Source organism: Paraburkholderia terricola (assembly GCF_003330825.1).
GTDB lineage: Bacteria > Pseudomonadota > Gammaproteobacteria > Burkholderiales > Burkholderiaceae > Paraburkholderia > Paraburkholderia terricola.
Window position 1 is genome coordinate 1,759,242 of the sequence record NZ_CP024942.1, and the last position, 14,375, is coordinate 1,773,616.

Genomic DNA, 14,375 nt, shown 5'->3' on the forward strand with positions numbered 1-14,375 from the left:
GATATCCTCGCGACGAAAATGTTTTAGTACTCGGTGAGCTTGACCGCCGCCTCGGCGTTGAGAGGAGCGGGCGGGTTCAACGTGAGGTCCGGGCCGGTCTTCAGCCAGTTGCGCGCCAGCACGAAGAACGTGACGAGCAGCACGACGTAAAAGGCAACGAACATCGCCATGCTCAGCGTGACCGACGAGGCGGCGACGGCGGACACCGCGTCTTGCGTGCGCAGCAGCCCGTACACCACCCAGGGCTGGCGTCCCACCTCGCGCACGATCCAGCCGGCCTCCACGGCGACGTAGGGCAGCGGAATGCACAGCACCCACGCGAGCAGCAGCTTGCGTTGCGCGAGCAACGCTTCGAGACTGCCGCGCGTCCGTCGCAAGACCCAGACGGTCCAGAACGCCAGCAGCATGAAAAGAAAACCGATGCCCGCCATCACGCGGAACGCGTAATAGAGGAGCGGAATCATCGGCGGCTGATCGGCGCGCGGGAAATCGGTGAGCCCTTTCACCTGGCCGTGCAGCGTATGAGTGCCGAGCACGCTCAGCATGCCGGGCACTTCGAGCGACCAGTCGTTGCGCTGCGCGTCCTGATTCGGCCACGCGAGCAGCGACCACGACGCGCCGGTGCCGGGCGCGTTGGTGATCCAATGCCCCTCGATCGCCGCGCCCTTGGCCGGCTGTGTCCTGAACACGCTGCCGCCGCTCGCGTCGCCGAGCCAGATCTGCAGCGGCGCGGCGAACACCAGCACCGTCAGCGCGAGCCTGAACGAGCGCGCGAAGAACTCGGGATGACGCCGCCTGAACAGATGCCACGCCGAGATGCCCGCGATCACGAACATGCCGGTTTCGATCGCGGCCACCCACATGTGCGTGACGCCCCACACCATGTCGGGATTGAAGATCGCCGCCACGTAATCCGTCACGACGAGCTTGCCGTTTTGCACCGTGACGCCGGCGGGCGTCTGCATCCACGAATTGGCGACCATGATCCAGAACGCGGAGATGCTGGAGCCGAGCGCGACCATCGAGGTGGCGAACAGATGCACGCCGCGCGGCACGCGTCCCCAGCCAAGCAGCATCACGCCGATGAAGCCGGCCTCCAGCATGAAGGCCATCGCGCCTTCGAAGCCGAGAATGTTGCCGAAGAACTGCCCGCTGTAGCGCGAAAAGCCGGCCCAGTTGGTGCCGAACTGAAATTCCATCGGAATGCCGCTCACCACGCCGACCGCGAAATTCAGCACCAGCAGCTTGCTCCAGAAGCGCGCATGCCGGTAATAGACGACGTTGCCGGTTCTGAGCCACAGCACTTCGATCAGCACGAGAAAGGCCGACAGACTGATCGTCAGAATCGGCCACAGGATGTGGAAGATCGCCGTCATCGCGAACTGCGCGCGCGACAGATCGAGTACGTCACTGACATGCATGGTGGGCTCCGGCGTTCGACATGAGGCTCAAGCATGGGCTCGGGTCGCGCGCGGCACTTGTTCAAATGCCCCGCTGTTGCCGATTCGCACGCTGGCGGACGCGCATGCCGCGCCATGCGCGTGGCGGCGCGCCGTGCATTTACGAAACCTCGCGGACGATTCGAAAGCCCGGCGAGTCGCGTCGCCGAATAATGGTGTCGAACGTGGGCCGCTGCGCGAACGCACGAAGACCCGTCCGCAAGAAAACCGGAGAACGACGATGCGATATGTGAACGAGTCACACCACGAGATGAACGGCGGCGAGTTGGGATATTGGACGCGGACGAACCGCGCCGCGCTGCACGACCCGCACGCGCACAACATGCCGGCTCCGCAACCGGCTCTCGGACGCTGGACCCGCTTCGTCGTGATCGCGACGGGCGTGTGGTCGCTGTGCGAGTTGCCGTTCGAAGTCTGGGCGAGCCGCTCGGCGAGCGAGGCGGCCGCGTGCATCGTCGCCAAGCTGCTGTGGGTGGCGCTGGTCGGTTTCGTTCTGGCCGGAAACCGCGCGGCGCGGATCGTCTACGCGTTTCTGTGCACGATCGGATTGATGGCGGTGGCGTTCGGCCTGCCTGCCGAATACCGGGTGTTCCCGCTGGGCTTCGTTCTATCCTCGGTGGAATGCGTGTTGAAGGCGAGCGCGTTCGTTTGCCTCGTGTCGGCCGGCATCTATCCCGACGAGGCGTGAGCCGTGACGCGTGCCGCTGCCCGCGCGCATCGGGTTATACCAAGGTGTGAATGCCAGGCCGTGATGCCGCGGCCCGCGCTGGATGCCCGAGCCGCCAGGGCTTGCCGGCTCGCGATCCGCGCCGTTTGCGGCGCGTCGCGGGCGAGAGTGGACACAAGCGCGAGCACAAGAGCAAGCACAAGCGTGCGGCAAGCGCCGGCGTCATATCCCTATGGATAATGGTTTCAGAGGAGATTCCCCCCTACCATGCTTCTGACGACAAGCGCTTCGCCCCCGACACGGGATGCACGGGGCGGCGTCTTCGAACGTGCCCGTTCCGCTAACCAACCAGGCGTGAGTGCAGCATGATAAAGATCGGTCGAGTTACCGTATCACTGGAAATGCGCGAGATTTACCTGGACGGTCAACTGGTTCAGGTGGGTTCACGCGCGTTCGACATCCTCGAACTGCTGATCAACGCGAGAGGAAAGACCGTGACCAAGGACGAGATTTTGCGTGAGGTGTGGCCGAAGTCGGTGGTCGAGGAAAACAATATCCACGTGCAGTTGTCGGCGCTCAGGAAGATTTTCGGCGCGGACAAGGACGTGATCCGCACGATATCCGGGCGCGGCTATCGCCTGGCCGCGCCGGTCGAGGAAAGCGCGACGCTCGGCATGGCCGACGCCGGCGCCATCCATGCCGGCCGCACGGAACCCGGAAAACTGAGCGGCCTGCCGGTGTGCCATGCGCCGCTGATCGGGCGCGATGCGGCGATCGCCGAGATCGGCGGCGCGCTGACGGGCACGCCGATCGTCACCTTGCTCGGGCCGGGCGGCATCGGCAAGACGCAGCTCGCCATCGCGGTTGCGGCGGTTGCGGCAGTCGCGGCGACCGCGGACGTCGAAGTGTGCTTCGTCGCGCTCGCTTCGGTGGAGCGCGGGCAGTGCATCGTCGGCACGCTCGCCGAAGCGCTGGGCGTTCGGCGCGGCGATGGCGCGGACGATGCCGATGGCGCGCTCACGCCCGAAACCCTCGTCGCCGCGATCGCGGGGCGCAAGCTGCTGATCCTGCTGGATAACTGCGAGCACGTGATCGAGTCGGCGGCAACGGTGTGCGAACTGCTCGTTCAGGCGAGCGCCGAGGTCCGCATTCTCGCGACGAGCCGCGAACCCCTGCGCACCCGCGACGAAAAGTTCTACTGGGTGCCGCCGCTCGACACGCCGGATCTCGACGCGTCTTCGCAGCGCATTCTCGCCTGCGCTTCGGTCGGACTGTTTCTTGCGCGGCTCGATGCGCTCAATGCCGATTTCACGAGCGAGCGCGACAGCCTCGACATGATCGCGACGATCTGCCGTCGGCTTGACGGCGTGCCGCTCGCGCTCGAACTCGCGGCGGCGCGCGCGGGCGTGTTCGGGATTCGCAAGCTGTTGTCCGAGATGGACGACCGCTTCCGCTGTCTGACCGGCGGGCGGCGCACCGCGCCGGCGCGGCAGCAGACATTGGCCGCGGCGCTCGACTGGAGCTACCGTCTGCTCGACGAGACGGAACGACTCGTGCTGCACCGGCTCGGCGTGTTTCCGGCGCGTTTTTCGCTGGACGCGGCTTGCGCGATCGCAACGTGCGAGCGTCTGTCGCGCAACGAGGTGACGGAGGCGATGGTGGGGCTTGCGTCGAAGTGCCTCGTCATGACAACCTTCGACAGCACGGTCAAGGCGTATTTCCTGCTTGAAACGACGCGTGAATACGCGCTGTGCAAGCTATACGAATCGGGCGAGGCGGACGAGGTCCACGCGCGCGGCGCCGATTATCTGGAGCCGGCGTACGAGCAGCGTTACACGCGCGGCGTCGTTGCGGGCGCGCCCGGCCGCGAGCGTGCGCTGAGTTCGATCGCGCCGGGATGAACGGCGCGCAATCCTCGGCGAACCCGCGCCGAACCCCTGCGCACCCCGGCCGCCGCGGCAATCGCGCCGAATATGATCTACACGCATGATGTGGGCGCGCCTCGCGCGCCCTTGGAGTCCAGGCAGCCATGAGTTTTGTTTGCATCGTCGACGATGACGCCTCGGTACGGAGCGGTCTCGGGAATCTCCTGAAGGCCGTGGGCTATACGACCGTGTCCTTTTCATCGGGCGAGGACTTCCTTGCCTCGCCCGTCGTCGACGATGCGTTGTGCGTGTTGCTCGACGTGCGGATGCAGGGCATGCAGGGGCTCGACGTGCAGCGTCGACTGAACGCGGAGCATCGGCGGGTTCCCATCGTGTTCATGTCGGCGCACGGCGACGATGACACCGTGCAGCGCGCCATGCGGCAGGGCGCGGTCGGCTTTCTGCGCAAGCCCTTTGCGGAAGAAATGCTGCTCGATTCGATCGAGCTTGCGATCGGACGCAAAGGGGCGGCGAATTGAGCACGGACGCGATCATCGAGAGCCCCGGTCCCGGCCCCGGCGAATCCGCCGTCGTCATCCACTTCGATCAGGCGTGGTTCGATCAGCTCCTGCTCGAACCGCTGCTGATCGACGGCAACATCGTGCGGTATCGCGCGAGGTCGTCTGACGGATTGCAGTCGTGGCTGATCGCGGCGGCCACCGACGTTCCGTCGGAAGCCGTTTTCCGCCGTTTGCAGCAGGAGTTCGCCGCCGCCTCCAGACTCGAATCGACGTGGGCCGTGCGGCCCGTCGCGCTCTTGCGGCTAGCCGAGAGCCCGGTTCTCGTGTGCGAGGATGGCGGCGGCGCGCTGATTCACCTCGCGGCGGACGGAACCATCGCGCCCGGCCGTTTCCTGCGACTGTCGGTGGGCGCGGCCCGCGCGTTGCGGCATGCGCATTCGCGCGGCGTGCTTCATCGCGACCTCAAGCCGGCGAATCTGCTGGAAGGCGCGGACGGCACGGTGCGGCTGCTGGGCGTGCGCGACGCGTCCAGCGCCGCCGGTGAGCCGGCTGCGGAAGCGCACGACACGCTATACGGCACGCTCGCCTACATGTCGCCCGAACAGGCGCGCCGCGCCGAGCGTCACGCGGACGAGCGCAGCGATCTCTATTCGCTCGGCGTGACGCTCTACGAACTGCTCACGGGGCGGCTGCCATTCGAAGCGAACGACGCGGTGGAGTGGGTCTACAACCACGTCGCGCGTCAGCCCGCGAACCCGCTGCAATTTCGCCACGCGATTCCCGAGGTGCTCGGCGCGATCATTCTGAAGCTGCTCGCCAAGAATCCCGACGAGCGGTATCAGAGCGCGTCGAGTCTCGAAGCGGATTTGCGCCGCTGTCTCGCGGACTGGAACGAAATGCAGCACATCGTGCCGTTCGAACCCGCGGCCGAGGACAACGTGAGGCACCTCGCGGTCACGCATCGTCTGTTCGGAAGGGCGAACGAACACGACACGCTGCTGGAGGCGTTCCGGCGCAATGCGCGGCAAGGCAGCCCCGAACTGATCCTCGTGTCCGGGTATTCGGGCGCGGGCAAATCGGAACTGGTGCGAAGCGCGCACCGCGCCACGGCCCAGTCGCCCACGCTGTTCGCTTCGGGCAAGCTCGAACAATACGGACAGAACGCGCCCTACGCGCCGTTGATGCAGGCCGTGCGCTCGCTGTTCCAGCGCATTCTCGGCGAACCCGAGGCCGATCTGCAACGCTGGCGCAACGTGCTGCGCGAGGCGCTGCAATGGCAGGGCAAACTGCTCGCCAGTTTCATTCCCGAACTCGAACTGGTGCTGGGCGCGCAGCCGGAGGTGCCGGATCTGCCGCCGGTGGAGGCGCAGCTTCGTTTCCGGGCGTTGCTCACGCGGCTCATTTCCGTGTTCGCCACCGCGCAGCATCCGTTGATCCTGTTCTTCGACGACGTTCACTGGTTCGACGACGCCACGTTGAATTTCATCGCGGGCTTCGTCACGAATCCGGAGATCAGGCATGTGCTGCTGATCTGCGCGTATCGCGACAACGAGGTCGAGCGTTCGCCGAAGTTCAAGGCTTTCCTCGACGCGCTGCCGGGCGGCGCGGCACGCGTCACGCGGCTCGCGGTCGCGCCGCTCGATCCCGCCAACGTCGCCGCGTTGCTGGCCGACGCGCTGCATTGCGCGCCCGCGCAGGTCTTGGCGCTCGCCCAGGTGGTTCACGACAAGACAGGCGGCAATCCGTTCTTCGTCAAGCAACTGCTGCTGGCCTTGGCCGACAATCAGCTGATCCGTTACGACGGGATCGTGGGCCGCTGGACGTGGGAGCTCGAACGCATCCGCGAGCATCAGTATTCCGACAACGTGGTCGACCTGATGGTCACGCGCGTGGCCCGCTTGCCCGCCGACGCGCAGGCCGTTCTGCGGCTGCTGGCGTTCATGGGGCGGCGGGTGGACAAGACCACGCTGTTGCGGATCGACCGTGACGCCGATGCCGAACTGGAGCGGCGCCTGCGTCCCGCCGTCGAAGCGGGGCTCGTGCTGTCGGACAGAACCGGCTTCGCCTTCGCGCACGACCGCGTGCAGGAAGCGGCGTATGCGCTGACCGATGTGCGCGACCGCGCGGCCGAACATGCGCGCATCGCGCGCGTGCTGTTCGAGGAGTTCAACGTGCGCGAGGTCCGCAAGTCGGCCTTTGAAATCGCGCATCACATTCAACTGGCGCAGGCGGCCGGCGCGTTTCATTCGCTCGATGCCGACGAAACGCGCGTGTTCAGCAAGATCTGTCTGCAAGCGGCCCGCCACGCGAAGGAAGCGATCGCGATTCAATCGGCGCTGAACTACCTGGACGTCGCGCAAAATCTGCTCGACGCGAGCGGCGACGACTATTCGCGCTCGCTCGGCTTCGAGGTCGGCCTGTTGCGCGTGCAGTGTCATATCCTGAATGCCGACTTCGAAGCGGCGGGCGCGCGGATCGAGACGCTGCTGCGCCAGGACCTGCCGGTGATCGCGCGCGCCTCGGTGTACAAGCTCAAGGTCGACATGCAGCAGCATCTGTCGGACTACGAGGCCGCGATCGAGACGGCGCTGGAAGGCATCAAGCTCTTCGGCCGCGACATGCCGCGTTATCCCGAAGCGGCGGATGTCGACGCCGCGTATAACCGCCTGAACGAATCGCTGCGCACGCGCAGCATCGCGTCGCTGGCCGAATTGCCGGCCTTGCAAAACGAGGCGATCGAATCGGAACTGAATCTGCTGGCGAGCGTCTATGCGCCGGCCTCGTTCGTGAACGAACGGCTCGGTTTCCTGCACCTGTGCCACATGGCGCAGTTGACGATCGATCATGGCGTCACGGCGGCGTCGGCGCATTGTTTCGCCTGGTTCGGCGTCTATGTGGCCGACTTCTTCGGCCGCTACGAGGAAGGCTTCGAATATTCGCGGCTCGGCCGCAGGCTGACCGAGCAACGCGGCTACCAGTCGGCGGTGACCAGCACGCTCGTTGCGCTCGACCAGGTGAGCGTGTGGACGCAGCCGCTGCCCTACGTGCTGGAATGCGCGCGCGGCGCGTTCGAATCGGCGCGTCCGAGCGGCGATCTGACGATGAGCTGCTACGCGTGCAATCACATCGTGTCGGACCTGCTGACCCAGGGCGTGCCGTTGGATCAGGTCGACAAGGAAATCGACGTGGGCCTTTCGTTCGCGCGGCGCGTGCGTTTCAAGGACGTCGAGCACATTCTCGAACTGCAAAAGCGCTTCGTGCATAGCCTGAGCGGCGGGCCTGGCCTGCCGGGCAATTTCGGCATGGTGGTCGATGGGCGAATGACCTTCGACCCCGCGCTGCTCGACACGCAGATGACCACCCTGCGTTTCTGGATCTGGCTGTTCAAGGGCGTCTCCTGCTATTTCCACGGCGACCATCACAACGCGGCGTATTGCCTGAGCGTGGCCGGCGAGTTGAAGTGGGCGACGCCCGCGCATATTCATCTGCTGGACTATCACTTTTATCAAGCCCTCAACCTTGCGAAAACCTGCGCCGATCACAACGAGGCCGTCGAGAAGATCGAGCCGCATCTGGCGAAGCTGAGGCACTGGGCGCGGATCAATCCGGCCACCTTCAAGGACAAGCTGCTGATCGTCGAGGCCGAGGTCGCGCGGCTCAAGGGCTCGCCGCTCGAGGCGCTGGCCTTCTACGAGCAGGCGGCGGGCGCGGCGGCGGAGAACGGTTTCACGCACAGCCACGCGCTCGCTCATGAACTCGCGTCGCTGTGCTGCAAGTCGAACGGGCTTTTCACCGCGGCGCGCCATCATCACCGCTGCGCGATCGAGGGCTATACCCGCTGGGGCGCGCTTCTCAAGGTCGAGCAGCTCGAACGCGCCGAACGTCCGCTGCATCATGCGTTCGAGCGGCCTGGCGCGGCGCGCGCCGCGGTCGAAATCGCCGACGCGCAGGAGCAGTTCGATCTGGTGTCCGCGCTCAAATCGTCGCAGGCCTTATCCGAGGAGATCGTGCTCGACAAGCTGGTCAGAACGCTCGTGACGTTGGCGATCGTCCACGCGGGCGCGCAGCGCGGCGCGCTGATGTTGCTGAAGGACGATGTGCCGGTTATCGAGGCGCATGGGCAGGAGGAGCCGGGCGGCGTTCAGGTGACGCTATCCGGCGAACGCGCCGAGGGCTCGTACATTCCGCTGTCGGTGTTCTATACGGCGCTGCGCACGCGCAAGCCCGTGGTGGTGGAAGACGCGCGGCGCGATGCGCGCTTTTCGTTCGATACGTCGCTTGCGGAACGCTCCGTGCGTTCGGTGCTGTGTCTGCCGCTCGTCAAGCAGGGCAACGTGATCGGCGCGTTGTACCTGGAGAACAACCTGACGGCCGGCGTTTTCACCGCGAGCCGCACGTCGGTGCTCGAATTGCTGGCGTCACAGGCGGCGATTTCGCTGGAGACGGCGCGCCTCTATGCGGAACTCGTCGAGGAAAACAAGCGCAGAAAGCAGACCGAGTCGGCGTTGCGAATGAGCGAGGAGGCGCTTGCGCTGGGGCAGAAGATCGGCCGGTCGGGCAGCTACATCTGGAACAGTCTGAGCGGCGAACGCTACTGGTCCGATGAGCTTTACAACGTGTTCGGCTGGCCGATGGAGAGGGGCAGCCCGAGCGACGAGGCGATCATCGAACGCATTCATCCCGAGGACGTGGACGCATACCGCGAAGCGGTGGAGCGCGCCACGCGCGAGCGCACGCCGTTCCGCATGAAATTCCGCGTGCGCGTGCCCGGCGGCGCGGTCCGGCACCTGGAAGCGCTCGGCGAACCTTCGGGCGTGAGCAACTTCGTCGGCGTGGTGACGGATTACACCGAGCGTCACATGACCGAACTCGCGCTGCAAAACGCCAAGATCGAACTGGCGCGCGCCTCGCGCGCGACCACGATGGGCGAGCTTGCGGCTTCGATCGCGCATGAGATCAATCAGCCGCTCGCGTCCATCGTCTCGAACGCGAGCGCGGGCGTGCGCTGGCTGAACCGCCCGGAGCCCGACATGCACGAGGCGCTGGCCGGCTTGCGCGATATCGTCAAGGACGGCAAGCGCGCCGGCGACATCATCCGCTCGCTGCAATCGCTCGCCAAGGAAGCGAAGCCGAGCCCGGTGCCGACCTTCGTCGACAGCGTGGTGCGCGAGGTGTTCGCGCTGGCGGCCGCCGAAATCGAGCAGAAGGGCGTGAACGTCAGGCTCGATCTGGCGTCGCGTTGCGCGGTGCTGGCCGATCGCGTGCAATTGCAGCAGGTGCTGTTCAACCTCGTCATGAACGCCGCGGATGCGATGAGCCATCTCGACGCGCGGCAGCGCTTGCTGAGCGTCGCCACATCGGTCAACGGCCAGGGTTCGGTGACGGTGTCGGTGCAGGACAACGGCTGCGGCATCAGCGCCGAGATCGCGCCGCGCATTTTCGACGCGTTCTTTACGACGAAGGAAACCGGCATGGGGATGGGCCTCGCGATCTGCAAGTCGATCATCGAGGCGCATGGCGGCACATTGACCGCCACGCCGGGCGAGCCGACGGGGACGGTGTTCGGATTTACGCTGCCGGTGGCCGAGCACCCGGTTTTGCCTTGACCGCCGAGCCGGTTCGCTCGCGGCGCAGGGCATTTTTAACCAGGACAGCCTCTTAAAAGACTGAGTATGCCAGGCGCAATCAGTCATTGACGGGAGCGCATCGAGGTGCCGCACAACGCATGAAAACGAGCCGGAAGTAACGTGCTGGCGGGACGGCGCGCTCGACGGCGCGCGTCTTGCCACCGCCCGCTACGGCAAGCACAAGTTCGATCGGCACCTGCACGACGAACTCCTCATCGTCGCCACGAGGCGCGCGCGATAACCGCGGGTGATCGCCGTATCGAAACAATTCATTGGTCAACCATCCGGCGCTCACCTAATGTCCCACAAAACTGGGCGCATACCGGCTCGAACGCATCAAGCCTGCCGGCACGCGCCATACGCGGCGTCGTGAAAAAAAACGGAGGAGACAATGTTTCATCGACCCAGAGTCAGTCGAGCGATTCTCGCGATCATGTGCGGGATGTCGTTCATCATGTATCTCGATCGCGTCAATCTCTCGGCGGCCGCGGGCCTGATCCGCGATGATCTGCATCTGAGCAATACCAACGTGGGCCTCGTCTTCGCGGCGTTCGCCTACACGTATGCAATCTGTCAGGTGATCGGCGGCTGGGTCAGCGACCGCTTCGGCGCGAAGCTGACGCTGGTCGTCTGCGCGAGCATCTGGATCGTCGCCACCGTCGCCACGGGGCTGGCGGGCGGCGTCGAGTCGCTGTTCTGCGCGCGCATGTTGCTCGGCGTCGGCGAAGGCGCGGCCTTGCCCGCGCAGGCGCGTGCCCTGACCAACTGGTTTCCGTCCAGCAAGCGCGGCTTCGTGCAAGGTCTCACCCATTCTTTTTCGCGGCTCGGCAACGCCATTACGCCGCCGTTTGTCGCCTTGCTCGTCGCGTTCTCGTCGTGGCGCGCGTCGTTCTTCGTGGTCGGCGCATTGACGCTGGCATGGGTGCTGGTCTACGCATGGTATTTCACCGACAATCCGCGCAAGCATCGGCATATGACGGCGCAGGAAGAAGCGGAATTGCCGCCCGCGGGCAAGGTCGCCATCGAAAAAACGAGTGAGCCGACGCCGTGGCGGCGTCTCATCAAACGCATCGGGCCGACCATGCTCGTGTACTTCTGCTATGGCTGGACCGGCTGGCTCTTCTTCACGTGGCTGCCGACCTTCTTCATGCACGGGCGCGGGCTCGATCTGAAAAGCTCCGCGATGTTTTCGGCCGGCGTGTTTCTGTCCGGCGTGGTCGGCAATACGGCGGGCGGCGTGCTCAGCGATCGCGTGCTGAAGCGCACGCGCAACGTGGTCGCCGCGCGGCGCAACGTGATTATCGGCGCGTTCCTCGGCGCGCTGGTGTTCCTTGCGCCGGTGATGGTCGTGAAATCCTTGCCGGTCATGGCGGCGTGCATGAGCCTTTCGTTCTTCTTCCTCGAAATGACGATCGGACCGGTCTGGGCCGTGCCGATGGATATCACGCCCAAACACGTCGGCGTGGCGAGCGGGCTGGTGAATGCCGGCTCGGCGGTGGCGGGCATTTTCACGCCTATCGTGTTCGGTCTCGTGGTCGATCGCACGGGCAGTTGGACGCTGCCGTTCGCCGGTTCGCTCGGGCTGCTCGCCGTGGGGATCGTCGCGACGTTCTTCATGCGGCCGGATATTCCGCTCGACACGGCGAGCGCGCCGGCCGATGCGAGTGGTGGCAATGATCTGAGGTTCGCCGAGCGTCCGGGCCAGTGAGACGAGATGTGATTGCCGTAACGGCCGCGGCTGGAAGCCTCTACACTGTGGCTTCAATCCGCGAACCACTGAGGCAATGGCATGCAACTGACCGACTTCGATACGCTGACGTTCGATTGCTACGGCACTTTGATCGATTGGGAAACGGGCATTTTCGAGGGCTTGCGGCCGCTGCTCGAACGCGTCGCGCAGCCGCTGACGCGTGACCAGGTGCTCGAAGCTCACGCGCGGCATGAGTCGTCGCAACAGCGGTACACGCCCGCGCGGCGTTATCGGGAACTGCTGTCGATCGTCTACAAGCGTCTCGCGGAAGAATGGCAAGTGCCGTTCACGCTCGCGGACTGCGTGGCTTATGGCGAGTCCATTCGCAACTGGCCGGCCTTTGAAGACTCGGCACAAGCGCTGCGGTATTTGAAAAAGCACTACAAGCTCGTCATCCTCTCGAACGTGGACAACGAAAGCTTTGCGTATAGCAACGCGAAATTGCAGGTGGAGTTCGACGCGATCATCACGGCCGAAGACGTCGGTTCATACAAGCCGTCGCCGCGTAATTTCGAGTACATGCTGGAGAAACTGGGCGAGCGCGGAATCTCGAAAGAGACGATTCTTCACACGGCCGAGAGCCTGTTTCACGACCATAAACCGGCGAACGCATTCGGTCTCGCGTCGTGCTGGATTTATCGACGTCATGCGAAGCAGGGCTTCGGCGCGACGATGGACCCCGGGTCACAGCCGAGGATCGACTTCCGCTTCAACAGCATGGCCGATCTCGTGAAAGCGCATCAGGAAGCTTTGCAGCGCGGGTAGTGCTCGAAGCAGAGGCTGCCGCCTCGGCGCATTGTTGCAGACGGTGCGATGGCGTGTCGGCGGCAGCGGAATTCAGCAAGCACGGCGGCGTATCAATCGAGCCCGCCCTGGCACAGATATTTGATCGACAGGTAATCGTCGAGGCCGTACTTCGAGCCTTCGCGGCCATAGCCCGATTCCTTCACGCCGCCGAACGGCGCCGCTTCGCTCGACACCGCGCCTTCGTTGATGCCGATCACGCCCGCTTCGAGCTGGCCGGCCACGCGGTGGATGCGCCGCACGTCCTGCGTGTAGAAGTAGGCGGCGAGTCCGAACGGCGTGTCGTTGGCGAGGCGGATCGCTTCGGCTTCGTCGTCGAAGCGGAACAGCGGCGCCACCGGGCCAAAGGTTTCCTCGCAGCACACCAGCATGCCGTCGCGCGTGTCGGTGAGCACCGTCGGCGCATAGTAGTTCGGGCCGAGTTCGGTCAGGCGCTTGCCGCCCGTGAGCACTTTTGCCCCTTGTTTGACGGCGTCTTCCACGTGGCTCGCGATCTTGTCGATCGCGCGGGCGTTGATCATCGGACCGATCTGCGCTTGCGGGTCGGTGGCCGGCGCGACCTTCAGGGCGGCGACGCGTGTCGCGAGCAGGTCGGCGAAACGCGCATAGACGCCGGCTTGCACATACACGCGGTTCGGGCACACGCAGGTCTGGCCGCCGTTGCGGAACTTGGCCGCCATCAGGCCCGTGACCGCCGCGTCGAGATCGGCGTCGTCGAATACGATGAAGGGCGCGTTGCCGCCCAATTCGAGCGACAGTTTTTTCAGCGTGGCCGCGGATTCGCGCGCGAGATGCTTGCCGACCGGCGTCGAGCCGGTGAAGGTGATCTTGCGCACGCGCGCGTCGGCGAGCCAATCGGCGACCGCCGCGATGCCGTTCTCACGCGAAGCCGACAGCATGTTCAGCACGCCGTTCGGCAAGCCGGCTTCCTGCGCGAGCGCGGCCAACGCGAGCGCGGTGAGCGGCGTATCCTCGGCGGGCTTGGCGATCACGGTGCAACCGGCGGCGAGCGCGGGCGCGATCTTGCGCGCGATCATCGCCAGCGGGAAATTCCACGGCGTGATCGCCGCGACCACGCCGACCGGTTCCTTCACCGCGCTCATGCGCTTGCCGCGCTGCTGCTGCGGAATCAGGTCGCCGTAGATGCGCGTCGCCTCGTCGGCGAACCACGCGACGTAGGACGCACCGTATGCCACTTCGCCGCGGCTCTCCGCGAGCGGCTTGCCTTGTTCCGTCGACATGAGTTTCGCGAGGTCCTCAGTATTGGCGACGATCAGCGCGTGCCACCGGCGCAAGATCTCGGCGCGCTCGCGCGGCAGCTTGTCGCGCCATGCGGGGAACGCACGTGCGGCGGCGTCGGTGGCGGCGCGGGCATCCGCCGCGCTGCTGTTCGCGACTTCGGCGATCGTCTCGCCGGTGGCCGGGTTGGTGACGGCGAAGCGGGCGCCGTCGGCGGCGCCGGTCCATGTGCCGTCGATCAGATTGAGCGGGCGGATCAGTTCGTTGCGCGTCAAGGCGAGAGACATGCGAGTGCTCCTTCAATGCGGCGGCGCGGCCGCTTATTTCGGGTCGGGTGATGGATCGATGCTACGCGTGCGGCGCAGTCAATGAAACCGCCTGGCCGGGGCTTTCACGGTGTGCGCGAGGTTTTTTTGGGGCTGGCGCAGCATTTTATGCTGCG

Annotated in this window: 8 protein-coding genes; 6 read left to right on the plus strand and 2 right to left on the minus strand. The window is 65.3% G+C overall.

The genetic code is table 11. The features are described 5' to 3' along the window. Nucleotides 1-23 precede the first annotated feature (23 nt). Nucleotides 24-1,421 carry a cytochrome ubiquinol oxidase subunit I gene (locus tag CUJ90_RS26485; protein WP_114164205.1) on the minus strand — a complete coding sequence of 466 codons (1,398 nt, stop codon included), beginning with the start codon at nt 1,419-1,421 and terminating at the stop codon, nt 24-26. Nucleotides 1,422-1,680: 259 nt separating this feature from the next. Here CUJ90_RS26485 and CUJ90_RS26490 point away from each other — a divergent pair, with 259 nt between their 5' ends. From CUJ90_RS26490 to CUJ90_RS26515, 6 genes are all read left to right on the plus strand, one after another. Beyond that, a complete protein-coding gene (locus CUJ90_RS26490) occupies nt 1,681-2,148 on the plus strand; it encodes a hypothetical protein (protein ID WP_114164702.1) in 468 nt (155 codons plus the stop codon). A gap of 344 nt (nt 2,149-2,492) precedes the next feature. Continuing rightward, a complete protein-coding gene (locus tag CUJ90_RS26495; protein ID WP_114164206.1) occupies nt 2,493-4,028 on the plus strand; it encodes an ATP-binding protein in 1,536 nt (511 codons plus the stop codon). A 128-nt stretch (nt 4,029-4,156) separates the two neighbouring features. Beyond that, nucleotides 4,157-4,531, plus strand: coding sequence for a response regulator transcription factor (locus CUJ90_RS26500; RefSeq protein WP_073432282.1), 375 nt, complete (start codon nt 4,157-4,159; stop codon nt 4,529-4,531). Further along, on the plus strand, nt 4,528-10,119 hold the full coding sequence (locus CUJ90_RS26505; RefSeq protein ID WP_114164207.1) for an ATP-binding sensor histidine kinase: 5,592 nt from the start codon (nt 4,528-4,530) through the stop codon (nt 10,117-10,119). The genes CUJ90_RS26500 and CUJ90_RS26505 overlap by 4 nt, the downstream gene beginning before the upstream one ends. Before the next feature lie 412 nt (nt 10,120-10,531). Then, entirely contained in the window at nt 10,532-11,848 is a 1,317-nt protein-coding gene (locus CUJ90_RS26510; protein ID WP_114164208.1) for an MFS transporter, read from the plus strand. Nucleotides 11,849-11,929: 81 nt separating this feature from the next. Continuing rightward, nucleotides 11,930-12,655: a haloacid dehalogenase type II gene (locus tag CUJ90_RS26515; protein WP_114164209.1), complete on the plus strand. Its 726-nt coding sequence runs from the start codon at nt 11,930-11,932 to the stop codon at nt 12,653-12,655. Between the two features lie 92 nt (nt 12,656-12,747). On the opposite strand, the gene CUJ90_RS26520 is transcribed toward CUJ90_RS26515, so the two are convergent. Next, entirely contained in the window at nt 12,748-14,220 is a 1,473-nt protein-coding gene (locus CUJ90_RS26520) for an NAD-dependent succinate-semialdehyde dehydrogenase (RefSeq protein WP_114164210.1), read from the minus strand. Between the last annotated feature and the right edge of the window lie 155 nt (nt 14,221-14,375).